Raw genomic sequence first — 23,639 nt, 5'->3', positions numbered from 1 at the left:
GGCAAATCGTTCGCGCGCAGGGTCATCCGGTGCGTGTTAAGTAAGTGCCATTCGGATCAGGCCCTGCCCGTGGGCCGATGGCCTTGCGTCGACTATCGGCAACCGGACGGTGCCAACGTCGATCTGGGCCACGGCGCAGGGGAGGGTGACGAGCGCACTTACGCGTTCGACCCGCCGGCGCCGTATGGGTCGTCGCAGCGCATCGGCCTGACCTGGGACGGCCTCGACGTGGCCGGCTTGCAGAGCGCGCGCGCGTCGCTGGTGGCCGTGCGCAATCGCGGTTGCGGCGACCAGGACCCGGATGCGGGCAACATCGTCTACCGCACCGCGAACGTACAGGCGCCGACGGTCGTGATGCCGCACAACCGCTGGCAGCACGACATCGACATAAGTGCGCTCGGCGCTACGGTGGGCGCCGCGCTCGATGCGGCTTTTACCACAGTGTTCGGAAAGCACTGCATCGGTCAGCACATGGCGATGAAGGTGTCGTACGGCTATCTGCTCCTGCCAGACGCCGCACCCGAACCCAATGCCGCACCGATGGCCTATTTGCCAGTGGCCGTCCTTACGATCCAGCCAATCACGACGGAGACTTCTGCGCAGATCGCCGCAATGCTCACCGCCTGGAAGGCCGCGACCGATCCGCCGACGACGCGCGGCGAGTGGATCATTTCGCTCGCGCAGTTCCCACAGATCGACACGGCGATGGCGCAGCCCTTGCTCGAACTCGACAGACTCATCTACCGGCTGCGCTGAGTCTGAGGGGGTGCCAACACAGATTGAGGAAGGTTGGAGCCGGCTCTCGCATTTCTTGCCGCCTGCCGCTGCGTGAAACTGACGGCAGAGCGGAGGCAAACCGGGAAGGAAACCGCGATGCGCGATTTCGCAGGCCCGCTCAGCGCTTCTTTTCTGCTTGTCCACAACGCAAACCTTCATGCTCTAATGGCGCGAGCCACGGTCGCCCGAGGGGAAGGGGACATGAAGCCATTGCGCCATTGCGGACTCGCGGTCTTGTGCGTTGCGGCCGTTGCGCTGGCGAGCGCCGCTGCGCTCGCCCAATCCACATCGACTGAATCCGCGCTCGCGCAGACCGAGTCGGCCGAATCCGCGCCGACCCAGCACCCCCAACGCCTGCCGCCGTTTCCGCCGGACGCGCCGTCGGAGTGGGTCTGCGCGGAATCACCGCCGGAGCCTTCGCCGCAGGACATCGCCGCGTGGTGCAAGGCCAATCCGCATCGCGGCAAGCGGGCTGTGTTTCCTGCGCAACCAGCCGAGATCTCGGACCTGGCGGCGAAGAACCGTTTCGATCTACTGCTGCGCACGTTCCTGCGCGATCGCACGTATCGCAAGCTCGGCTGGATTCCCGATCGCGACTGGCGCCCGACCGGCCCTTACGCCGGCGATTTTCCCAACGGCAAGAGTTATGGCGTGCATCCGGCGGTGCGGGTCTGGTATTCGCCCGAAGTGACCGACTGGCTCTGCGGCGGACGCAATGGCACGCTGCCGGACGGTGCGATGGTCGTCAAGGAAATGCGCTCGATCGATGCGCAGGCATTGAACATTGACGAGAACGCGCAGTGCCTCGTGATCCGCACGCCGGCCGCGCAGATCGAGCCGGGTTCGTGGACCGTGATGTACAAGCGCAACGGCGCGACGCGTGACGGCTGGTACTGGGCCAATCCGACGGCCAGCGGCGACGGCAATCCGCCGATCCTGACTTCGAGCGCGGTGACCGATCCGGCTTTCTTCGGCCCTGATCCGAACCGGCCCGCGAACAACCCGTGCTGGTATCCGACCGGTGATCTGTTCACGAATACTGCCTGCGAGCAGCCGGGCAAGCCGCCGAGCCAGAAGCTCGCCGACGTGGTCACGCCCTACAGCCTGTTCGGCGCCTACTGCATGAACTGCCACGCCTCGGCCGAGAAGGAGCTGACCTTCGCCTCGCTCGACAACGTGCTGACCTCCGGACTGCTGTACCGGCATTTCAGCGAACCCGTGGTGACGAAGACGGCGACCGGGCTTCTCGGCACGCTCAATCAGCGCGACCCGGGTTTCGACGACCGTGGCGGCGCCGAGCATGGCGACGAGCACAATACGCCGGAAGACAAAATCCGGCTGCGCGATGCGCAGCGCCAGGCCTGGGCCTTAAGCCAGCCACTGTCGCAGCCCGCAGCGCAGTTCGCCGGCTCGTTCGGAACTTTGGGACCGACGGATTTCGCCTCGGCCTGGCGCTTTCATCTGCCGGCCGAGAGCTTCGATCACCGCACTGCGGGCGCGCTCAAGCCGGGCCTGTTCATCACTTCGGACCAGTGCCAGGGTTGCCACGATGCGACCGTGTCCAATGACGCGACACCGAACATGCTGATCAATGATCCGGAAAGCGGCAACGCGATCAATGTCTCCATGTATAGCGAATGGCGAGCCTCACCGATGGGCCTGGCCGGGCGCGATCCGGTGTTTTTCTCGCAGCTGCAGAGCGAGACCAACCGCCTGCCGCAGCTGACCGAATGCATCGAGAACACCTGCCTGCATTGCCACGGCGTGATGGGTCAGCGCCAGCTTGCGATGGATACGCAGAAGGCCGACGCGCGCTGCAAGAACCTCTTCGCCATCGCGCCGCCGCCCGAGGTGCCGTTCGGCGATCCATTCCGGCTCGGCATGGTCACGCGCTATCAGGCTGCCGACGATCCGAACGGCTACGGCAATCTCGCGCGCGACGGCATTTCCTGCGCGGTCTGCCATCGCATCGACAAGACCGCACTGGGCAAGGAATCCAGTTTCACCGGCAATTGGGTCGCCGGCCCGGACGACACGCTGTTCGGCCCGTTCGACGACGTGATCGTCGATCCGATGAAGAACGCGCTCGGCATCACGCCGGGGCACGGCGAGCAGATCAAGAGTTCCGACCTGTGCGGTAGCTGCCACAACATCCTGCTGCCTGTGCTCGACAACGACGGCCAGCCGCAGACGGTGCATGCGCCAGGCGGCGGCACGGTCACCAGCACCTACGAGCAGACCACGCACCTGGAGTGGACCAACAGCGTGTTCGCGCGCGGCGCGACATTCCAGTCGTGCCAGGACTGCCACATGCCCAGCCACTACAAGTCGCTGAACCTGGCCGGCACCAGGATCGCGAACATCGAGTCGGACGACTTCGCCCCGACCACGCACCGCCTGCCCGACGAAGCCATCACATTGACGCCGCGCCCGAACTACGCGCGTCACGCGCTGCATGGCCTCAACGTTTTCCTCAACGAGATGTTCCAGCAGTTCCCATTGCTGCTCGGCGTGCGCCAGATCGACTACATGGGTGCCAGCACGACCCAGCCCGGCCTGATCACCGCAGCAGAATCGATGCTGCGCATGGCCAGGCACGAGACCGCCGACATCGCGATCAAGGATGTGCGTCGCGCGGGAGACCAACTCGCGGCCACCGTGCGCGTGACCAACAAGACCGGTCATTTCCTGCCATCGGGCGTGGGTTTCCGTCGCGTGTTCGTTGAATTCATTGCCGAGGATTCAAGCGGCCGGCCGCTCTGGGCGTCGGGTCGCACCGATGCGCTCGGCTTCATTCTCGACGGGCTCAGCGAGCGCCGCCTGCCGACCGAGAGCGGCGTCGCGCAGCGCGAATTCCAGCCGCACTATCAGCGCATCACGCAAGGCAACCAGGTGCAGATCTACCAGGAGCTGATCAAGGATTCGGCCGGCTATCTGACCACATCGTTCCTGCGCCGCGTGCAGCCGGTCAAGGACAACCGGGTGCGACCGCGGGGCTTCGATCCGAAGCTGTTCCTGGCCAACCCGTCGCCATACATCCGCATCCTTGGCGAAGTGGAAGGCGAGGCCGCGAACGATCCGAACTACACCGATCCGGCGCTGACCGGTGCGGACGAAGTGCGCTATGAAATCCGTCTGCCGCCCGGCGATATCGCACGCATCGCGCGCGTACGCGCCACGCTGTACAGCCAGAGCATTCCGCCGTTCTACCTGCAGCAGCGCTTCGCCGACGCCAAGGTCGGGCCGGCGCAGAGCAGTGAGATCCAGCGGCTGTACTACCTGACCAGCCATCTCAACACGGGGCAGGGCACGCGGATCGAGAACTGGAAGTTGCCGCTGGTGACGACAGCGGCACCGGTGCGCTAGTGCGGAATGTGACGATGTGGAACAGCATCGGAACGCGCCTGGCAGAGCCGTGACGCCAGGCAGATCGAGGGATTTTCCGGGCTACACGCGGTGTCCGGCGAGTGCCGGCGCCGCACGCGTGCCGACGACAAAGGTCCGCCACGCATAGCCCCACGGAATCACCAGCACGAGCAGCGGCAGCGCGAGGAAGGATTCGGCGACCGGCTGTGCGGACGAGCCTTCCATCGTGCCGGCGCGCCACAGCGGGACGGCGACGAAGGCCAGCCAGATCGCCTTGTAGCCCAGCGTGAAAAACAGGATCGGCAGCCAGCGCAGCGGATGGAACAGGCCGAACAGCGCGAGCACCGGATAGGTCGCCCAGACGGCCCACGCGACCGCCGATAGCGGCGCCCACTCGCCCTCGTGCGACAGCAGCACGCGCCAGGCAGTCGGCGCCACGAATGCCAGCATCAGCAGGTAGAACACGCGCAGTCCCCAGATCTGGAACGGGCGCACGCCTTCATGGCGTAGCGGGTCGGAACGGAAAGGGCGGGCAAAATCCATGGTGATTCCTCGGTAGACGGGAAGGGTGGCTGTTTTCGGCGGCACGCTCGTCGAAAGCCGGAAACGGCTGCGCCGGACGATCAACGGCGCGAAGGGCTCGAACGAAGCTGCAAGTCAGGGCTCGTCGTCGGTGTCCGCAGCGACTCGGTCCGTCGGATCCTCCCGTCGCACCTCGAGCAGTTCGCCGGGCTGGCAATCGAGCGCGACGCAGATCGCCTCGAGCGTAGAGAAGCGGATCGCTTTGGCCTTGCCGGTCTTGAGGATCGACAGGTTGGCCACGGTGATGTCGACGCGCGCCGCCAGTTCGGTCAGCGTCATGCGCCGTTCGTGCAGCTTTTCGTCGAGGCGCACGAGGATGGGCATGTCACACCGTGCCTTCGAGGTCGGCGCGCATCTGCGCACCGTGTGCGAAGACGCCGGCGAGCACGAACAGCAGCAGCACCGAGAGCCACGGTGCGAACGAGAACGCATCGATCTGGCCGGCTTCCCACACCGTCGCCGCGATCGCCGCGACGACCAGCCGCAATCCTTCCAGCGCCGCCACACTCCACGCAATCACATCCAGGCGCCGGGCGTTGTCGAGGATGAAGGGATCGCCGACCCGCACCGTATCGACGATCGCCAGCAGGCGTCGCAGGATCGACTGCACGATCGCTGCGCCGATCAGACCCACGACGATGATGGCGCGCAGACCATGACCCAGCAGCGGATGCGCGTTGGCGGTCTCGAACCCGAGCGGCCGCTGCGGCCAGCCGTCGATGAAGAAACTCCAGACCAGCAGCGCAGCGAGGCCGAGGGCGTACAGCGCATTGAGGACGGTCAGGCCTCGGATGACCGGCGCGGCGACGGCACGGGCTTTGGCGCTGGTACGGGTCATGAGCGGCCTCCAGACATATCGTGAAACGATGTTATTCGCATCGATAAACAATATGCAAGCATGCCAGAGGTCATTTCTCATGCCTGCGCATGATGCCTGTCTGCTCTGGCGGGCGAGCCGGTCGATCCCACGCAGGCGCCTCAGGTCGGTCGATACTGCCCAGGCCCGGCGCTTCACCATTGATGGCGTAATGCAGCCATCGACAGGATGCGCAGCGCGACACTGAGCGTCGAGGAAGGGGTCTGGTCAGGTAGCGAGGATCGGAGGGCTCGTTTGCAGCAATTGATTCTTTTGCTTTGTTGTGCACAAAGATCAAGGCAGCCAAGGCGTGCGTGGCGATCTGGATTCGATCTGCGGCAAGCCTCGTCGCAGCAGTGCTCGCGGCGATGCTGAAGCTCCGCCAGCTTGCTGCGAAGCAGAGGGCTCAAAAGCCCTGCGGCGCGAGCGTAGCGCCGAACAAGCCACCTGGGCTGCTGCGATCATCCGCATCGCTTACCAGCAGCAACCGTATGAAGGCGCCGTCCTGATGCGCGTCGATTCCCTCGATCTTCCGCACGGGCTGCACGAATTCCAGCCTTTGCACCTGCCCGTCAGCGCCGAGGACTCCTATCGCCGCACCGATGCAGGGACCGTCGTGGTAGGTGTCGTCGACGCTTTCCGCAACGGCACTGAATACCAGCCGGCCGTCGGGCAATGCCGCCGCATCGGTGAAAGCCAGCGGAACGCCGTCGATGTGGCCCAGGTCGATCGTCAGTACGTCGATGGGCAGCTCGGGCAGGTGCAGCGCGTCGGTCGAGCACAACGCATGCAGCACATCCGCAAGCGGAAGCCGGATCAGTGCGTTCTCGGGATGGCCGCCACTGGCTCGTTGCAGCAATACGATCTGCTGGCCGCACAGCGCCGCGCCTTCGATGTTCAGCGCCGGAAAGCGTCGTTTCAAGGGTGCGTACAACGGCGAAAGGTCGACACGGTGTGGCGTGCCGCTCGGCGCGCCGGAGTCATCCAGACCCAGCAGGACTCCGGTTTGCCGATTAGGTCTGGAGCCGGACGCGAACGCGAGCAGCGCACCGGTCCGATGGCTGGGGAACGGCGGCAAGCGTACCAGCGCTTCCAGATCGCGTTTGCGCGCTTTGCGCGCCTTCGCCTCGTCCGGTAGATCGCCCGGAAAGAGTCGTAGCTTGATGCCGTCGTGTTGTCCGGTGAGATCGAATACGCCGAGGTATAGCTCGTCGTCGGCGACCACGTACAGGAACCGACCGGCGACCACGATGCCGCTGGCGGCGCTGAGGTGATCCGGCGCAGCGGCGTGCGACGCGGAGAACGTCAGCTGGCCTACGGGTTGGAGGTCGATCATCGGCAGAGTCTATGCCCAGAGCAATTCGCCCGCGTAGTGCATGCGTTTCCAGCGGCCTGATTGACCTGGCGGGCTGCGGCCGGGCGTTCGGAGACTTCAGTTCGGCGGCGCCGCGTAGCGCGAAGGCCGACGTCGCCGCTGACGACGTCAACGGCGATCCTCGCGAAGCGTGGTGGGCATCCGCGCCCGATCGTTTCCCTGCGCCCGATCAGGTGCCGGGCACGTCGAACACGCAGGGCGGCAGTTCTGGCGAAAACGCGTGTTGCGCGATGACCAACGACTGGTCGTCCACCGAGCCCGGGCCGATCATGCCGGGGCCTTCGACGTGACCACGCACCTTCACGGTGTAGTCGTCCGCCCGCGTGACGCTGCAGGCGACCACGATGCCAACGCTTTTTGCACGCAGGTTGCTTTCGGTCGTGTCGCCGTCGTTGGAACACAGCGCGTTGAGGATATCGTTGGTTGGCGGAACCTGCCGCGCTGTGATGTTCAGGATGCTCCGGTTCACGACGATGTCGTATTCGACATGGCCACGCTCGACCTGGCATTCCGCGAAGTAACTGATAACGAGCGAGCGAGGTCCGGCGATGTTTTCGATCTTCGTGGAGATGAAAACGGCATCCAGATTTCCGACCGGCACCGGTACAGAATCGGCGGTCACGGAAGTGATAACGTCGGCGCTCGCCAGTGGGGAGAGCATCACGCCGAGCGTCAGCAGCGCGGCGGTCGGAAGGCGGATTCGGCTGTTCATCGCGAGGTCCTCAGGGTTTGCGGATGGAGGCACCCTATCGGGTGCTTTCTCACATACGCGTAGCCGGGCAATCAGGGATCACGCGAAGTGGATTTATCGAATCGTTCAAGAAGTGCATTCGGCCCCGGAGGCGGGGCGGCGCAGGAACTACGCGTATGGATTCCGCGTGCCTCATTACCGGCGGGCGCGCCAGCAATTCAGGCGTCACAGACCGCGACGGTCCTGCCCCTTTAGCACGTGTCGGTGCGGCCGATCAGCGGTGTCGGATCGAATGCTCGCATGAACCCCAAAGCCGACCCGTTCGAGGGACTCCCGAGCGATTCGCTGCTTGGCCCGGGTGGCATCATCGTCGGTGCCGGCCGTGATCAGATGGCACGGCATGCCTTTGAATAGCGGCCTTCCGGCGACCCGGTCCACGGCTTTCTGCGCGGTCGGACTCCCGTCATAGGCGATCGCGAAACGCGGGATCGGTGTGAACGCCCGCGAGGCCAACAGCACGGGACGGTGCACGGCGCGCACGACGCGCTCCAGCTCGGCGCGCAGGTGCAGCGTGGCGAAGTCCGCATGCTCGCCGCACTTGCCCAGCACGAAGAGGCGAACATCGGCCTCGATATCGGTGAGCGTGTCGACCAACGCGCCATGGCGCAGCCGCTGGCCAACCTCGGAACGCCAAGGCTCTGCGTGCGGCAGAGACGAGTCGCTGCATCGAACGCATCGGCGTCGGACTGTCCGGCGCCGATACCGTGCAGCGCAGCTACCGGATTGCTCCCGCATCGCCGCGCAGCAGCGAGAGTTGCAGCTCGACGCGCTTGAGCTCCCGCAACATGCGATTGACCTCCATGCGGTTGCCCATGAAGGTCTTGCACAGTGTCGTGATCTGGAACAGGAACAACGCTCCAACACCCCATTTCACGGCCAGTAGCGCGTCGCTCGTGTTCGTCATCTGCCACAGCGCATAGACGCCGACCAGGAACGAAACGCCGATTGCGATGTTGACCAGCCACATGACCCATGCCATGGGACCGCGGAACAGCCCGAACGCCTGGGCCAGATAGCCTGGTTCGGCGTGGCTTGCCAGCAACGCACGGTCTTCTTCCGTCAGCGCCTGGCCAATGAGATCGTCAAACTTGCTCACGATTCTTCTCCTTCCAAAATCGCGCGTACTTTGCGCCGCGCATGCATGAGCCGGGTCTTGACCGTGCCCGGTGGGACGTCCGTGGCGATGGCAATCTCCGCCACACTGAGTTGTTCGAGATAGAACAGGGCCATCGCCGCACGTTGTGACGCCGGCAATCGGCCGAGGGCTTCCACTACGATGGACAGTTCGGCGGCGAACTCCCCGGAGGCGTGGTCTGGCGTTTCCAGCAGATGCCCGGGCTCGCTGTCTTCGGACACCAGTAAACTGCGGTCGTCAACGAGGAAAGCCCGCTGACAACGTCGCGTCACGATGCGGTAGGCCCACGCGGGAAACGCCGCGACGTCGTCGAGCCGTCCTAGCCCCTTGAGGATCTCCATCCTCGCCTCCTGCACCATGTCCTTGGCGCGATCGGCGTCACCCAGCACCCGCCACGCATGACGCCACAACCTCGGTTGCCAGCGAGTCACCAACCGCCGCAGCGCCGGCCGATCGCCGGTGATCGCCGCGGCGACCAGAAACTCGTCGTAGATTCGTTCGCTGTCCCGCGTCACGTCAGGCGGCCATCCTCTGGAACACGGAATACAGGTGCGACGCCGAGGGGCGATTGGTTCAATCCGCAGCGGGATTGACCGGCGGCAGCTATCGGCACTGCCCAAGCATGAGGCTCAAATGGGATGCGCTGACGCTCACGACTCGACGTACGGCACCGTGAGGTTTCGCCTGACCGTGCTGACGGCACGACAGGGTGGCGCGCGGTGGTTCGAATGGGCAGCACGGCATGGTGCAAGGTCGCCGACCTCGGCACGCGGGCCGTTGGCAAGGTGGTGCGCGAACGGATACTTGCACGCTATCTGGCCGATCGTCGGTCCGAACTGATCGTCGGGACGCCCGTGGACGAAGATCATCCAGGCGACATAACGACAGCACTTGTTGACGGCGGACACGGGGAGGGACTCGAATTCGGACGCGTGGTTCAACGGCCGGCGACATCGGAGCGACGTCGACCGGCATCGAACGCTATCGCAGGTCCAGCTCGTGATGAATCAGCACGACGCACTGCGAGGCGAACAGCATCTTCGATCCCAGCGAGATCTTCTTTGCGCCCAGGCGTTCGAGGCTGTGGAACGTCTTCTTCGGCATCGGAATGTGGTCGGTCAACAGGAAACAGGGATCGGCCGCAAATGCCTGTTCGCGTATCGATGTGCCTTTCCGGTCCATGACGTAGAGCGGTAGCGTCTCGGCGATTTCCTGCACCAGCCGTTCGAAGCTGACGGTGCGCACGATGACCCCCGTCTCCACCGGCCGCGTCTCGTCCTTGCCCATTCCTTTGGATACATCCAGGGCCTTCGCGACCTTGCCGAGCAGCGCCTGTTCGTGAAAGCCACCGATGTCATGCATCGCGCCGGATTCGAAGCGAATCGTGCGGGAGAAGTCCTGGGTGCTTTCGAGCACCAGATACACCACCACATCCGCCCGGTGCGACTGCGCCACGAAGATCGCATTCATCAGCGTGTGCGCGAGGATTTCGGCATGCGCTTCCTTGCCGACGGAGGCCAGCAGCTTCGCGCTGTCCGTGGGTGCCGCGCGCGCTCGGAGTACAAACGTTCGCCTGTTCGTCGTGACCATTGACTTATCCCGGAAGTGGATCGATGACGTGCGCCGGACTGCACCACGGCCTCGACCGATGCCGGCGTTTCGACGTTGCGATTCTTGCGACGCAGCTACGAGGTTGCATTGCCTCCCGAACCGACGAGTGACTCCGCGCCGCGCATCGGGAATCGCTCCGGCTGTCGAGGCCGGGCGCGAAAGTCCGTGGCAGCAGAAGGGTATCTCGGCGACCGGTGCGGTGCCCAACGCAGGGCCAGCGCTGCCCTGTAGTTCTGGTCTGCTCTCGGACGTGATACCCGCCGTTCGCGCATGAGCCCCGATGAACCGCGGATACGGTGACCCAGCACCACGCCGGTGCGCCGGACTACTTTCCGGAGTGGCCGCTGCCCGTCGACGGCGGGGCATACGCCGCCGACCAGACATTGCCGTCACCGGCGCTGCACGACGCACCGGCCTGACCGATCTGGTAAGGCCCGGTGTAGATCGGGCAGCGGCAGTTCGCGAATCCGGTCGGCTTGCCCTTGCCGTCGCGCTCGACCGTGCAGGAGGCCGTCATGCAGCCGGCATAGGGCGCTGCGTTGGGGCAATCGGTCTGCTGGACCCCGTAGCTCTTCGCGCGTGCAAAGCTGAAGGTCGAGACCAGTTCGGCATCCGGTGCCATGGGCGCCTTGCCGCTGGCATCCGCCTGTAGGTAGTCGCAGACGGGCGCGGTCGGCAGGGTCGGCGGCGTTGCGCCTGTCGCGGACGCGATGCGGCCGGGCAATTCGTCGGACGCCAGGTTGCGGCACTTCTCGCCATTCAGTCCGCAGACACGGACGGTTTCGATATAGGCCTCGGTGTTGCGGATCGAATGGATGTCCACATACGAGTTGCCCGATTCGGCATAGCAGCGGCAGTCCGCGATGTTCGCGTCCTCCGCGGAAATGGTGCAGGGCAGAGAGGGCAGGGCCGCGACACCACGCTTCTTCTTCGGCGCGGCGTCTGGCCCTGAGTAATAGCACAGCGCGTAGGAAGTCGACGAGCAGGCCAGGAAATTGGTCGGCGAGAGCACGATATTGGCCGCCGCGGGCCCGTATTCCGTCGTCCAGAACTCGTTCGGCACGTACGGGGCTGGACAGTTCTGCGTGCAGGTGGCGGGATTCTGGGCTGCGGCGGAGCCGGCCAGAAGCACGAGCGCAAGCCATCCCAGCAGACGATGTACTCCGGTGTTCATGGCGTCGTTCCTCGTGGTGGCAGGATTCTGCGAGGTTTTAGCATTTTTCACCAAGCCTATAAATGACCAGCCGGCGCCGCGCGACGGTCCGCGCGGTCAGTGTGCGTGCGTGGAAAAAGACTCCGACCGGCTCTTCGGACCGGGCGCATTGCGCCCCGCGGCGGCGCACCGTCAGGCGGCGCGCCGCTCACGCAGCCTTTCGCGAATCGACGGGCTGTATTTCACGATGCACCAGAGTGCACGCAGGCCGTCCTTCCAGCCGATTTTTTTGCCTTCGGCATAGCTTCGGCCGCAGTAGGAGATCCCGACTTCCTGGATACGGCACCCGGCTCGCGCGACCTTGGCGGTGACTTCCGGCTCGAAGCCGAACCGGTCTTCCTCGATCCGGATACCCTGGATGATCTCGCGACGGAAAACCTTGTAACAGGTTTCCATGTCCGTCAGATGCAGGCCGGTGAACACGTTCGACAGCCGCGTGAGCACCTGGTTGCCGATCCAGTGCCGAACGCGCATGCGAGGCGGTCGTCCATCCCCGAAGCGCGTGCCGAAGACGACGTCGGCGCAGTCCGTCAACAGCGGCTCCACCAGCAGCGGATAGTCGTCCGGATCGTATTCGAGGTCGGCGTCCTGGATGATCACGATGTCGCCGGTCGCGGCGCGGATGCCCGTGCGCAGTGCCGCGCCCTTGCCCTGATTGATATCGTGATAGAGGATCTGCTGCACCAGCGGTGCGATCTGCGTCTCGAGGATAGCTCGCGTCCCGTCGCGCGAGCAGTCGTCGACGATGATGATTTCCTTGGTCGCGTAGGGCGACAGGCGCACGGCGTCGACGAGCGCGCGAATGGTGCGCTCCTCGTTGTAGCAGGGAATCACGACGGACAATTTCATCGGCATCGTTCCCTCGGCTCCGAGCGACGTATCGGTAGCGGCTTTCATCCGGCCAGCATCACGAGTCCTACCAGCGCGTACAGGCATCGGTACCGCCGTTGCATCCACACCGCGGTCTCGAAACTCAGTCCGCGCCGCAACGCGCGCAGCGACCACGCGAGGTGCAGGAGCCAGGCGACGGGGCTCCATAGCAACAGCCTCGGCAGAACGCTAAAGGCGGCGAGCCCGGTCAGCATCGCATAGGCCGCCGTGAACGTGACCAGGCTCGCGAGGAACGCGCGCCGGCGACCGAATGCCACGGCGTTCGTACGTATCCCGTTGACGAGATCGCCGTCAAAGTCGCGCACTTCCTGATTGAGGTGGCCTGCTGCGAACACCAGGCCGAAGAACAGGCCGATGCCGACTCCGGTCGAGTCGAGTGTGTGGGCCAGCGTATAGCCGAGCAGGAAGTGCAGCGTGCCGCCGACCAGATGATTGATCGACGAGGCGACGGGCGTGTTCTTGCCAAGCACCGGTGAGCCCGAGTACAGGAACCCGAGCGCGGCGATTGCGGCGCCGAACAGCAACGCGGCCGCGCTGACAGCGGCGAACGCAACCATAGCGAGTACGAGGAGCACGCTCGCAGTCCATCCGACTTCGCGCCTGACTATGCCTTCGCGACTGAACACATGCGGCGCGCGCAGCGGGTCGCGCAGATCGCTTTCATGCCCGGCCCAGTCGTTGAAGACGAAGATATGCGCTGTGAGCGCGCAGCTGCCGAGTGCGAGCAAGCCGGGCGCGATGATCCCGTCGCGCTCGATGCGGTAGCCGCCGAGAAAGATACCGAGGATCGGCGACGCCTGCAGCGCGGCCACTTCCAGCGCCCGCGTGGACGCGAAGTGCCGGACGATGCGCCCGTAGTGCCGGATCGTCGCTTCGCTCATGGCGCGGGTCGCGGCGTCGGTTCGGGGTCAATGCCGGCCGCTTCGTAGAGGCGCAACCACAGTGCGTAGCCGACATCCTCCGACCAGTAGTAACGGCGTACCGTCGCGCTCAGATCGTTGTGGTACAGCAGGGGTGGCGAGGCGCGCAGCTGCGCGAAGTCGTCGGCGCCGAGCTGCGTGAGCACGCGGCGCGCCGCCTGGCGCGCCTCGATGTTTCCGGGGGATGCCGTGATCCCGACGAGCACCTGCACGGCCTCGCTCCAGATTGCCTGTCCGGCGACGGGCAGCGCCAGCCGCTCGACCGGCGGCGGCAGCGCACAGCCGCGCTGCCCAAGCTCTGCCACGCGCAGATACGGCAGCAGCGCCGACTTCGCGTAATAGACCCAGATGTCTTCGTCGTGAAACGAGCGCTGCAGGTTGCCGCACAGTGCGTGTGCTGCCGGCGGATCGAACTCGCGCAACATCAGGTATACGTGCAGCTGGATGGCGATGTCGGTCGGGTTCGGATCGCTGCCGGGATCGAGGCAGCGATAGTCCTTACGCGGCGCGAGCCAGGTGCGGTAGAAGCCCCGAGCATCGCGATAGCGCGCGAGTACGTCCAGCATGGGTTTGCGTCGGGGATCGCTGGCGCCGCGGCCGGCGATCCGCCACACGAGGGCCGTGTCGTCGGCGTCCGGCGTGATGGCGCAGCCCAGCGTGCCGATCGTCGGTCCGTCCGGTAGCCCGTGGTAGCGCACGAGGCCGTCGCTCTCTATCTGTGCGGCGAGATGTGTGCGCGCCTGGTCCAGTACGCCATTGAGGCTTTGCGTTTGCGCGAGCGGCGCGAGCAGGTCGACCAGCGTCGAGGTCAGGAACGTGTTGAGTTCCGGCTGCGGCGCCTCGTAGCGAGGGCTTGTGGTATGCGCGGTGAGCCAGGCGCCGTAATCCGTCTGATGCTTGCGCAGCAGCGAGTTCGCGCGTGCGGCTATCGACTCCAGCGCTGGCGCTGACAGTGGCGGCGACTGCTCCTCACCCATCATCGCGAGCCGTTGCGGCCTTACGGTCACGCGCTGCTCGCGCACGATGCGGAAATCGCTTCTGGGGTCGACGCGAACGGCGAGCTGCAGCACCTGTTCGCCGGGTGCAACACCCCAGAGGTTCGCGGCAATCCGCCAGCCGGTCGGCGCGCGCGTGCGCATCGCCTCGTCGACGTCCGCGCGCGGCAGGAACTGCGTCGTCGCGCCGATGACGACGCCATCCACGAGCAGCAACAACTGGGCCGGCGAGCGCGCGCACGCGAGTGCCCAGCCTTCGAGCACCGCGCCGGGTTCCAGCTCGGGCAATGTTGCGGCTGTAGGCAGCCGCGTTTGCCCGATCCGGTCGATCGTGCCCATCGCGTCGCACAGCAGTTCGCCGGTTGCCGGCGGATGGCGCAGCTCGGCAATGAACGGGATGTTTTCCAGATCCCATGCGCCGCGCATGGAGGCCGGGTCTGCCGTGAAAATCTTCTCGTCGCTCGTCTTGGTGTACCAGAACGCGCCCACCGTCTGCACGCCGACCGAAAAGGCGATTGTCGCGACGAAGAGGCCGCGTGCCACAGGGCGCAGAACGAGCGGCGCAGGCGCGAGCATCCACACCAGGATGGGCAGGATATCGGTGAGCCAGCGCGGTCCCCACGAGGTACCTGCCCGCCAGTCGCCTTGGGCGTAGAGCAGGAGCTGGCCGATGACGGCAAGAGCCAGCACCATGGCGAGCGCTCGCGTGTCGGGCGATCGCAGGCGCTGGATCAGTCCGACCACGACGAAGGCGAGGAACGGCGAAAAGATGAGCAGCCCGCGCGCCGGACTGACCAGCAAGCCGGCCAGCCCCGACCAGTCGCCCTGGAAGAAATTGACCGGCGGCTTCACCACGCCGTATCCGCCGGCGAGATGGCCCATGAAGCCCACGTTGTAGTACAGCAGCGCTGCCATCGGGACGACAGCACCGGCGATCAGCCACGCCGCGCTGCGCCAGTCCCGCCATACGACGAACAACCCGATGGCCGCGGCAACCAGCGCGTCCGGAGGTCGATTGGCCGCCACGAGAACGCAGACGACGCCCAGGAGCGCGAGCCGCGCGGCGCTCGCGGGAGCGAGGACCAGCAGCAGGGCCAGCGCGATCAGGAATTCCCCGGTCCCGTGTTGCCACAGGGCCTGGCTGGAAATCATCCAGGTATTCGTGCCGAAGGCGAACGCGAGGGCCAGCGGCAGAGCCCATCGGTTGCCCTCGCGACGCAGCAGCACAAACACGAGGACGCTGGCCGCCGCGGCGAGAATCGACGCCGCGAGCTTCTCCATCCATTCCGCTACGCGGTCGACGTGCGGCTGTTCCCAGCCGCGCGCGTCGAGCCAGTAGGCCGCGGGTGCATACAGCGGCGCCACGAGCAACGGCGTCACCACCGGATAGAACGAAGCGAGCTCGTGCTCGCGCGTGCGGATCAGCCAATAGGCGGTCGGTTCGTAATAGACGACTTTCCCGTCGTCGTTCGCTGGCCGGTAGCGCGGGAGGGCCATCGGATGACCGTGCGCGAACAGGCGTGCGTGTGTACCGGGCTCTAGCGTGCCGTCGTGCCACAGCATCAGCGGCAGGTAGCGGGCGGCCACGCTGTCCCCGGCACCGATCTGGCGCAGGTTCGCGTTATAGATCAGCAGACAGGCCAAGGCCAGGATCAGCGGCGCCATCAGCGATCGCAGGCGTGAGCGGCGCGCAGGCCGCACGGCAGTGGTCATGGGAGATGAGGGCGCATGGCGCGCAAGCTTAGCGGATCGACACAGTCCGGTGGCCTTGGTAACTTGGTCGCTTGATCACGGAAGAAGTGCAGACCTTAGATGCAGCCGAGCGGGCAGAGAACACTGGTGACGGGCGGTGCCGGTTTTCTCGGGTCCCACTTATGCGATGCACTGGTCCGACGTGGCGACGACGTGCTTTGCGTGGACAATTTCCACACCGGTACGCGCGACAACATCGCATCGCTGCTGGGGCATCCGCGCTTCGAGTTGCTGCATCACGACGTCACGGCGCCGCTCGATGTCGAGGTCGACCGCATCTTCAATCTCGCTTGTCCGGCGTCGCCGGTTCACTACCAGCACGATCCGGTGCGCACGACGAGAACCTGCGTGCATGGCGCGATGAATATGCTCGCGCTCGCCGAGCGCCGGCGCGCTCGCATCCTGCAGGCGTCGACCAGCGAAGTCTACGGCGACCCGGACGTCCATCCGCAGCCCGAAAGCTACTGGGGCCGGGTCAATCCGATCGGCCTGCGCAGCTGCTACAACGAAGGCAAGCGCTGCGCCGAAACGCTGTTTTTCGACTATCGCCGTCAATACGATCTCGACATCAAAGTGGTGCGAATCTTCAACACCTACGGTCCACGCATGTATGTCGACGATGGCCGCGTCGTCAGCAATTTCATCGTGCAGGCGCTTCGCGGCGACGACGTCACGCTCTACGGCGACGGCAGCCAGACACGCTCGTTCTGCTACGTCGACGATCTGATCGAGGCGATGCTGGCTGCGATGGAGTCGCCGGCCGGGTTCACCGGCCCGGTCAACCTGGGCAACCCCGAAGAACTGAGCATGCGCGAGCTCGCCGAACGCGTGCTGCGGCTCACCCGCAGCCCATCGCGGATCGTCCACCTCCCGCTGCCGCCGGACGATCCGAGAGTTCGTCGGCCGGATATCGGTCTGGCCCGCCAGGCGCTGGGTTGGCAACCCAAGGTGCCGCTCGATGACGGGCTGCGGGAAACGATCGCCTATTTCCGTGCGCGCGTGAACGTATGAGGCACGAGCAGCGAAGCAGGGGAGCGCAACGCACGGCGATCATCGTCGCGGGCATGCATCGCAGCGGCACGTCGGTGACGACGCGCATAGTCAACCTGCTGGGCGCGCAGCTCGCCCGGGATCTGATTCCCGCTGACATCGGCAACGAGCGCGGTCACTGGGAATCGCGTGCGGTACAGGACGTGCACAACCGCATGCTCGCGGAACTCGGTTCTGATCTGTATTCACCGGTGAACTTCCCGGCCGAGTGGTTCGACAGCGCCGTCGCGCGGCAATGGATCGGCCGCCTGCGCGATCTGCTCGCCGAGGAATATCCCACGTCGACCTTGTTCGTGCTGAAGGACCCGCGCATCGCGCTGTTTCTTCCGCTCTGGGTGGAAGCGATGCGCCTATCGGCTATCGTCCCGCGATTCGTGCTGCCGTTCCGGCATCCCGATGCGGTGGCGACCTCGCTGGAAGTGCGCGAGCGCAGGCTAGCCAGCGGCAACGCATTGCCGCACGCGCAGGGCATCGCGGTATGGCTACGCTATGTGCTGGCGGCGGAAAACTTCACGCGTGGTCACGCGCGGACGTTCGTCGCATTCGACGAGGTGCTGGCTGACTGGCGTGCGGCGTTCACGCGCATGGGCCAGCAGCTCGATGTCGACTGGCCGGAGTGGCTGCGAGCAGGCAGCGAGATCGATGATTTCCTCGATACCGGTGCAGGCGGACACAAAACCGGCAGACCTGCGGAGGGTGCGATCGGGATCTGCGCGGACGTCTACGCAAGCCTCGCGCAGGCGGTAGAGTCGCCGCATTCGGCGTTGCCCGCATTCGACGCCGCGGCGCAGGCCCTGGCAGCAGCGCAAGCCCTGCTCGGCCCCTGCCTGATTGCCAGGGAGCGCGTGTTCGACGATCTGCGCCAGCGCGCCGATACCGCCGCGCAGCGGCACGACATCGAACGCGCGGAGATGCATGCCCGATTTGCCGTCGAAATCGGCTTGCGCGATACGCGCATCGTGGAGGCCACCGTCCATGCGCGACGCCTGGAAGAAACCGTCGAAACGCTGGAGCGGGAACGCAGCAGCGCCTTGGACTATGCCCGAACGCTGGAGCAGGATCGCGACCGCACCGTCGAGAGCGAGGCAAAGCAGGAGCGCGAGCGCGCTGACATGCATCGCCGGTTTGCCGAGGAAATCGAATTGCGCGACAGGCGCATCGCCGAGGCCACCGTCCACGCCCGACGCCTGGAAGAGACCGTCGAAACGCTGGAGCGGGAACGCAGCAATGCCTTGGACTATGCCCGATCGCTGGAGCAGGAGCGCGACCGCGCCGTCGACATCGAGACGAAGCGCGAGCGCGAGCGCGCTGCCACGCACGCCCGGTTCGCCGCCGAAATCGATGCGCGCGATGCCCGCATCGCCGAGGCCGCCGCGCACGCGCAACGCAGGGACGAAACCGTCGAAATGCTCGAGCGGGAGCACGGCAACGCCTCTGCCTACGCCCGATCGCTGGCGCAGGATCGTGACCGCGCCATCGAATACGCCCAATCGCTGAAAGAGAGCCGCGACGAAGCGCTGGCGTATGCGCAGGCGCTCGAGGAAGCGCGCGAAGAGGCGACGCGGCAACGGCGATCGGCGCTGCTTGCATCCAATGGACTGCCGGTGTTTTTCACGATCGCCTCGCGCAACTATCTGGCTTACGCCATGACGTTGATGCAGTCCGTCGCTGCGCACTATCCCGACGCGCCGAGGTACCTGATCCTCGCCGACCGCGATGAAGGTGACGACGCGCTCGCCGGTGCCCCGTTCCTCACGATTCCTGCCGAAGCACTCGCGCTGCCGGATTTCGACGCGTTCGCGTTTCGCTACACCATCATGGAATTCAATACGGCGATCAAGCCGTATGCGTTCGCCCATCTGCGTCGGCGCCATCCGGGCGCCGGCATCGTCTACCTCGATCCTGACGTGTTCGTGATCGAGCCGCTGATCGAGGTCGAAGCCGCATTCGCGGGCGGCGCACTGGCGGTGCTGACGCCGCATCTCGTCGAACCGGTCGACGACGATCGTCAGCCCGGCGAGCGCGAGATCCTCGCGAGCGGCACCTATAACTGCGGATTCGTGGCGATCGGCGCTCACGCCGAGGCCGACCGCCTGATCGCCTGGTGGGCGGATCGCCTGGAATTCGGTGCGTTCAGCGACACTGCCGCGGGCCTGTTCACCGATCAGAAGTGGGTCGACCTGGTGCCGGGCCTGTTTGCGGACGTCCATGTCCTGCGTGACCCGGGATACAACCTCGCCTACTGGAATTTGACGCAGCGACCGGTGTCGCGCCACGGGACTCACTGGTACGCCGGCAAGCATCGGCTGGCGTTCGTTCACTTCAGCGGCGTCGATCTCGATCGTCCGGCGCAATTCTCCAAGCACCAGAATCGCCACACGCAGGCGACGATCGGGAACCTGCGGCCGCTGTACGCAGACTACCTGGATCGCCTCGCCGCCAACGGCCATGCGGAGCACCGCATCAAGCCCTACGCGTTCGGCCGATTCGCCGACGGCGAGCCGATCTGCGATCCCGTCCGTGCCGTCTTCCGGCGCTATTTCGACAAGGGTGCAACGCAGCCGCAGCGTGACCCGATCGCGATGGATCGGCGGCTGTACGACCTGCCCTGCGATGAACTGCCCGCGCGCGTCGATGCGCCGATGACACGGGTGATGTACGCCGCGTGGAAAATGCGCGCCGATCTTCAACACGCCTTCGACCTCGGCCGGGCGGAAGGCAGGCGCGGCTTCATCCGCTGGTTCGCTCGCGCGGCGCAACGCGAAATGGGCATTCCGGAGCGGCATCTCGAACCGGCGCGCGGCGCGTTGACGGCGCTCAGGGCCTATGACGCGCAGGACTCCACCGAGGCGCAATCGCGTCTCACATCGGGACCAGCACGGCGTGCAGCGTCGCTGTGCCTGGACGCGATCAATTGGAGCTACCGCTTTCGTCCGGCGCGCCGCTTCTACGCCATGATCCCGGAAAGCACGCGAAATCGCGTCCGCCGCCGGCTCGAACGCATCGCGGGACGACATGCCGCAGTCGCTCCGACATCGATTTCACCAGGCCAGACGGGCATCAATCTCGTGGGCTATGCGCACGGCGAATTCGGCGTTGCCGAGGTGCTGCGCCGGTATGCGCATGCGCTGCAGCGCGGAGGAGTGCCGTTCGTCGTGCGCAATTTCGACACCGGCATCGCCAGCCGCCAGGCGGATCGCAGCATGCAGCGCTTCCTGTCGCAACACTGCCGCTACGACGTGAACCTGTTCTGCATCAACGCGGACATGATGCCGATCGCGCGCGAGCAGTTGGGCGATGCGGTCTTCGCCGGGCGCTACAACATCGCCTGCTGGTTCTGGGAACTGGAAAAATTTCCCGAAGCCTGGCATGGCGCGCTCGATCTCGTCGACGAAGTCTGGGTGAGCTCGCCGTTCGTGCGCGATGCGATCGCCGCCTGCACGCACAAGCCCGTTCACATCGTGCCGGTTGCGCTTGGCGTGAATCTGCCCGGGCGCTATTCGCGCAGCGAGTTCGGTCTGGCCGAGGGCGTCTTTCTCTGTCTCTTCAGTTTCGATTTCAATTCCTTCGTCGTGCGCAAGAACGCCGACGGCGTAATTGCCGCGTTCCGCCGCGCGTTCGCCGATGGCCGTCGCGACGTGCGTCTGGTGATCAAGACCACCAATGGCGAACGCTTCCCTGACGCGTTGCGACGGCTGTCCGAGGCCGCCGCGGGCGACGATCGCATCGAGGTGCGCGACGGTTATCTCGACCGCCGCGGCATGTGGGCGTTGCAGGCGTGCTGCGATTGCTATGTCTCGCTCCACCGTTCCGAAGGGCTGGGCCTGGGCATGGCCGAATGCATGCTGCTGGGCAAACCGGTCGTCGCGACGGCGTACTCCGGCAACCTCGCGTTCATGGATGCGGACAACAGCTGCCTCGTCGACTACTCGTTGATCCCGGTGGAGGAGGGCGAGTATCCGGCCTGGCAAGGCCAGCACTGGGCCGAGCCGGACATCGACCAGGCCGCTGCTTACCTGACGCGACTGGCCGACGATCCGGTGTATGCGCGACAGATCGGTGAATCCGCGAAGGAAAGTGTGAGCCAGCGCCTTTCGACCACGACGAGTCTCGCGGCGGTGTCGGCGCGGCTCGCAGAGATCCAGTTGAAACGGCGCGACTGATTTCAACCAGCGGCTAGCGAGCACGAATCTGGACGTCGCGCAGGTAGGCCCAGTCGCAGTCGGCGTTGTTCGCCGGACCCGGCGACACGTCCACTGTCAGTACGCCGTCCGCAGCGACATCCACAGGGCCGAGTTCGAATCGGCGCGCGGGGCGCAGCGCGGCGTCGGCAAACGGGTTGTACGGATACCCAGGCGTCGCGCCGGCGCCACCGGAAATCCTGACCTCCACGCCGTCGCCGCTGCTGCAGCGGTCACTCGAAAATGCGTCGAGGACGATGCCGATCTCGCCGGAGACGACATAGGCGCCGGCGCCGGGCTTGAACGTCAGCTGCGAAGGGCTGTGGAGGAACAGTGCGCGACGTCCTTGTACGTCGATGGCGTGAGCACCACGGGTCACGGCGTGTGGCCGGTGCGAGAAGCCGGGATAGAGCGCATCGAGCATGGCCGCCGACAGTTCGTCGCGGGGCCGGCGCGGCAGTTGCGTCACGTTCCACTGGATGTCGTCGATGAACAGCGGGCGCATCGCATCGCTCTGCGGGACCAGCCGGAACCGCCGCACGACGGGCAGGTCGGCGTCGACGAACAGGCGCACATAGTCGTCGAGCGACTGCACCAGCGGCGAGACCAGGAACCCGCCGGATGCCGCGCCGCGTACGAGCCGGAAGCGTCGGGTCGAGCCGTCGGCGAGTTCCAGCTCGATGAACTGCCCCGGCTCGCGCAGCAGGGTGGCCACGGCTTTGCCCGCGACGGCGAGTTCGGAACGCACCGCCAGCACCGCGACGGTTTCCGGCGTCGTCGGCAGGGCTGTCCATTCGCCCCACGTCGCGTGCTGCCAGCCCGCTTCCGCCGGCTGCGGCGGCGGCGCGGACGCGGCGCTCTTCTCGAGCAGCAGATAGGATTTTTCCACGAGTACCGGATGGTAATTGCGATACAAGGTCGTGAAGGCGAGTGCGTTTTCGCTCGTCGGCAGATTGCCGTCGATCGGCGAATATGCCAGGAGCACGAAATCCGTGCGGTCCGGGCCGCTGTACGCCTTGGCGTTCAACCGCTGCAGGCGCGGCGTATACGCACCATAGCCCTGGAACACCGGCGCCGGCCGGTACGCGAGGCCATTGAAGAGGACCACGCCCTGCTGCGTGCCGACGAGGTCGATGCTGCGCGAACCGACGGTTGCGCGCGTCTGCGGCAAATCGAGCCGGACGCGTTCGCGGTCCAGCGTCGCCACGAGCAAGGGCCGGTAGGTGAGCGGACGCGCGAGCAGTCCGACGTTGCTCCTCAGCGTGCGCAGACTCGCGACCGCCAGCTCGCCGTGCTGGTGACCGATGCCGGGATTGAAGGCGCGATCGGCGATCGGCGCCGCCGCCACAGCCAGGACCATGCTCGCCGCGCGCAGCCAGGACGTCGCCGCTGGCGTCACCGACGGCAGCAGTGGCAGCACGAGCCAGGCTGTCAGAACGAAGATGACGACGTGTGTATCGGCCCGCGTGAAGCCGGCACGCCACGCGACGAAGATCGTAAGGCCGCAGAGCGCGATGCACGCAAGGCGGGATACGTCGCGACGGGCGCGCCATGCGGCCCATAGCACTGCGCCGCCGCTGCCGCCCACGACGGCCAAGCCGTAGAGGTCGTATTTCAACGGCGGAAAACTGCCCATTGCCGCCGTGTAGCCGCGCGAGATTTCGAACACGGTGGCGACGAAGGGGAGGAGGTCGCCGAAGCGCTGGCCGCTCGCGAGCCATAGCGCGAGCGAACAGACCGGAACGAGCAGCAGCCAGGCGACCGCGTGGTACCGCAGGCGAGCGCGCAGCAGCACGATGGTGCCGGCGAGCCAGCAGGCCACGATGAGCAGCAGGGTGCTCATCTTGATGAGCAAGATGGTGGACAGGTATAGCGCTGCGACGACGAGCAGCAGCCACAGCGCTCGCCGGCGGCCAGCGGCGGCATGCATGTACATGCCGGCGAGCGCGATCACCACCCCGGCGGCCGCGACGCGGAGGGCGGAGGCGGGGAGGGCGGGCACGCCGCCACGATAAACCCAGCGATCAGGGGGCGGAGTCGATGCCCGCCCGCTGGTTCCGGGACGGGACGCCGCCCAGCGCCGCCAGGTCGGCGATGGTCTTCGGCAGCATCAGCAGCGCCACCAGCACCGCGCCGTTGCTGAGCGGCTGCCCGGTCGCCTCCAGCCAGGACCGGAGCGGATCG

General features: G+C 65.8%; 18 protein-coding genes. 4 read left to right on the top strand and 14 right to left on the bottom strand.

The window, feature by feature from the left end; translation table 11 throughout:
• The first annotated feature begins 69 nt into the window (after positions 1–69).
• A complete protein-coding gene (locus RUU78_RS25455; protein ID WP_313920695.1) occupies positions 70–756 on the top strand; it encodes a hypothetical protein in 687 nt (228 codons plus the stop codon).
• A gap of 222 nt (positions 757–978) precedes the next feature.
• Positions 979–4,143 carry a hypothetical protein gene (locus RUU78_RS25450; RefSeq protein WP_313920694.1) on the top strand — a complete coding sequence of 1,055 codons (3,165 nt, stop codon included), beginning with the start codon at positions 979–981 and terminating at the stop codon, positions 4,141–4,143.
• Positions 4,144–4,224: 81 nt separating this feature from the next.
• Here RUU78_RS25450 and RUU78_RS25445 read toward each other — a convergent pair whose 3' ends face one another.
• From RUU78_RS25445 to RUU78_RS25385, 13 genes are all read right to left on the bottom strand, one after another.
• Entirely contained in the window at positions 4,225–4,686 is a 462-nt protein-coding gene (locus RUU78_RS25445) for a hypothetical protein (RefSeq protein WP_313920693.1), read from the bottom strand.
• Between the two features lie 114 nt (positions 4,687–4,800).
• A complete protein-coding gene (locus RUU78_RS25440; protein ID WP_313920691.1) occupies positions 4,801–5,049 on the bottom strand; it encodes a helix-turn-helix transcriptional regulator in 249 nt (82 codons plus the stop codon).
• 1 nt (position 5,050) lies between these two features.
• The gene (locus RUU78_RS25435) at positions 5,051–5,563 is read right to left on the bottom strand and encodes a DUF2975 domain-containing protein (RefSeq protein WP_313920690.1); all 513 of its coding nucleotides are present in this window, start codon (positions 5,561–5,563) and stop codon (positions 5,051–5,053) included.
• Between the two features lie 424 nt (positions 5,564–5,987).
• Positions 5,988–6,917: a hypothetical protein gene (locus RUU78_RS25430; RefSeq protein ID WP_313920689.1), complete on the bottom strand. Its 930-nt coding sequence runs from the start codon at positions 6,915–6,917 to the stop codon at positions 5,988–5,990.
• A 208-nt stretch (positions 6,918–7,125) separates the two neighbouring features.
• Entirely contained in the window at positions 7,126–7,668 is a 543-nt protein-coding gene (locus tag RUU78_RS25425) for a hypothetical protein (RefSeq protein ID WP_313920688.1), read from the bottom strand.
• 204 nt (positions 7,669–7,872) lie between these two features.
• Entirely contained in the window at positions 7,873–8,301 is a 429-nt protein-coding gene (locus tag RUU78_RS25420; RefSeq protein ID WP_313920687.1) for a hypothetical protein, read from the bottom strand.
• 121 nt (positions 8,302–8,422) lie between these two features.
• Positions 8,423–8,803, bottom strand: coding sequence for a DUF6768 family protein (locus RUU78_RS25415; protein WP_313920685.1), 381 nt, complete (start codon positions 8,801–8,803; stop codon positions 8,423–8,425).
• The gene (locus RUU78_RS25410) at positions 8,800–9,357 is read right to left on the bottom strand and encodes an RNA polymerase sigma factor (protein WP_313920683.1); all 558 of its coding nucleotides are present in this window, start codon (positions 9,355–9,357) and stop codon (positions 8,800–8,802) included. Before RUU78_RS25410 ends, RUU78_RS25415 begins: the two co-directional genes overlap by 4 nt.
• A gap of 466 nt (positions 9,358–9,823) precedes the next feature.
• Complete coding sequence (trmY, locus tag RUU78_RS25405) at positions 9,824–10,660, bottom strand: tRNA (pseudouridine(54)-N(1))-methyltransferase TrmY (RefSeq protein WP_313920681.1); 837 nt, start codon at positions 10,658–10,660, stop codon at positions 9,824–9,826.
• 118 nt (positions 10,661–10,778) lie between these two features.
• On the bottom strand, positions 10,779–11,585 hold the full coding sequence (locus RUU78_RS25400) for a hypothetical protein (RefSeq protein WP_313920679.1): 807 nt from the start codon (positions 11,583–11,585) through the stop codon (positions 10,779–10,781).
• A gap of 213 nt (positions 11,586–11,798) precedes the next feature.
• Positions 11,799–12,515, bottom strand: a complete 717-nt coding sequence (locus RUU78_RS25395) for a glycosyltransferase family 2 protein (RefSeq protein ID WP_313920677.1) — start codon at positions 12,513–12,515, stop codon at positions 11,799–11,801.
• Between the two features lie 44 nt (positions 12,516–12,559).
• Complete coding sequence (locus RUU78_RS25390) at positions 12,560–13,438, bottom strand: UbiA family prenyltransferase (RefSeq protein ID WP_313920675.1); 879 nt, start codon at positions 13,436–13,438, stop codon at positions 12,560–12,562.
• On the bottom strand, positions 13,435–16,137 hold the full coding sequence (locus RUU78_RS25385) for a hypothetical protein (RefSeq protein WP_313920673.1): 2,703 nt from the start codon (positions 16,135–16,137) through the stop codon (positions 13,435–13,437). Before RUU78_RS25385 ends, RUU78_RS25390 begins: the two co-directional genes overlap by 4 nt.
• A gap of 147 nt (positions 16,138–16,284) precedes the next feature.
• Here RUU78_RS25385 and RUU78_RS25380 point away from each other — a divergent pair, with 147 nt between their 5' ends.
• Positions 16,285–17,235: a UDP-glucuronic acid decarboxylase family protein gene (locus RUU78_RS25380; protein ID WP_313920672.1), complete on the top strand. Its 951-nt coding sequence runs from the start codon at positions 16,285–16,287 to the stop codon at positions 17,233–17,235.
• 74 nt (positions 17,236–17,309) lie between these two features.
• Positions 17,310–21,437 (top strand): glycosyltransferase, encoded by a 4,128-nt coding sequence (locus RUU78_RS25375; protein ID WP_313920670.1) that lies wholly within the window; start codon positions 17,310–17,312, stop codon positions 21,435–21,437.
• 13 nt (positions 21,438–21,450) lie between these two features.
• Here RUU78_RS25375 and RUU78_RS25370 read toward each other — a convergent pair whose 3' ends face one another.
• Entirely contained in the window at positions 21,451–23,457 is a 2,007-nt protein-coding gene (locus RUU78_RS25370) for a hypothetical protein (RefSeq protein ID WP_313920668.1), read from the bottom strand.
• Positions 23,458–23,639 lie beyond the last annotated feature (182 nt).

It is taken from the genome of Tahibacter sp. (genome assembly GCF_032229445.1).
Lineage (GTDB): Bacteria > Pseudomonadota > Gammaproteobacteria > Xanthomonadales > Rhodanobacteraceae > Tahibacter.
The sequence above is the reverse complement of the archived record's forward strand: the minus strand, read 5'-3'. Positions and strand labels throughout refer to the sequence as shown.

Excerpts from the sequence above, each read along its gene's own strand:
- RUU78_RS25450 (WP_313920694.1), top strand. The coding sequence starts at position 979 with ATGAAGCCATTGCGCCATTGCGGACTCGCGGTCTTGTGCGTTGCGGCC.
- RUU78_RS25445 (WP_313920693.1), bottom strand. The coding sequence starts at position 4,686 with ATGGATTTTGCCCGCCCTTTCCGTTCCGACCCGCTACGCCATGAAGGC.
- RUU78_RS25440 (WP_313920691.1), bottom strand. The coding sequence starts at position 5,049 with ATGCCCATCCTCGTGCGCCTCGACGAAAAGCTGCACGAACGGCGCATG.
- RUU78_RS25435 (WP_313920690.1), bottom strand. The coding sequence starts at position 5,563 with ATGACCCGTACCAGCGCCAAAGCCCGTGCCGTCGCCGCGCCGGTCATC.
- RUU78_RS25430 (WP_313920689.1), bottom strand. The coding sequence starts at position 6,917 with ATGATCGACCTCCAACCCGTAGGCCAGCTGACGTTCTCCGCGTCGCAC.
- RUU78_RS25425 (WP_313920688.1), bottom strand. The coding sequence starts at position 7,668 with ATGAACAGCCGAATCCGCCTTCCGACCGCCGCGCTGCTGACGCTCGGC.
- RUU78_RS25395 (WP_313920677.1), bottom strand. The coding sequence starts at position 12,515 with ATGAAATTGTCCGTCGTGATTCCCTGCTACAACGAGGAGCGCACCATT.
- RUU78_RS25390 (WP_313920675.1), bottom strand. The coding sequence starts at position 13,438 with ATGAGCGAAGCGACGATCCGGCACTACGGGCGCATCGTCCGGCACTTC.
- RUU78_RS25385 (WP_313920673.1), bottom strand. The coding sequence starts at position 16,137 with ATGGCGCCGCTGATCCTGGCCTTGGCCTGTCTGCTGATCTATAACGCG.
- RUU78_RS25380 (WP_313920672.1), top strand. The coding sequence starts at position 16,285 with ATGCAGCCGAGCGGGCAGAGAACACTGGTGACGGGCGGTGCCGGTTTT.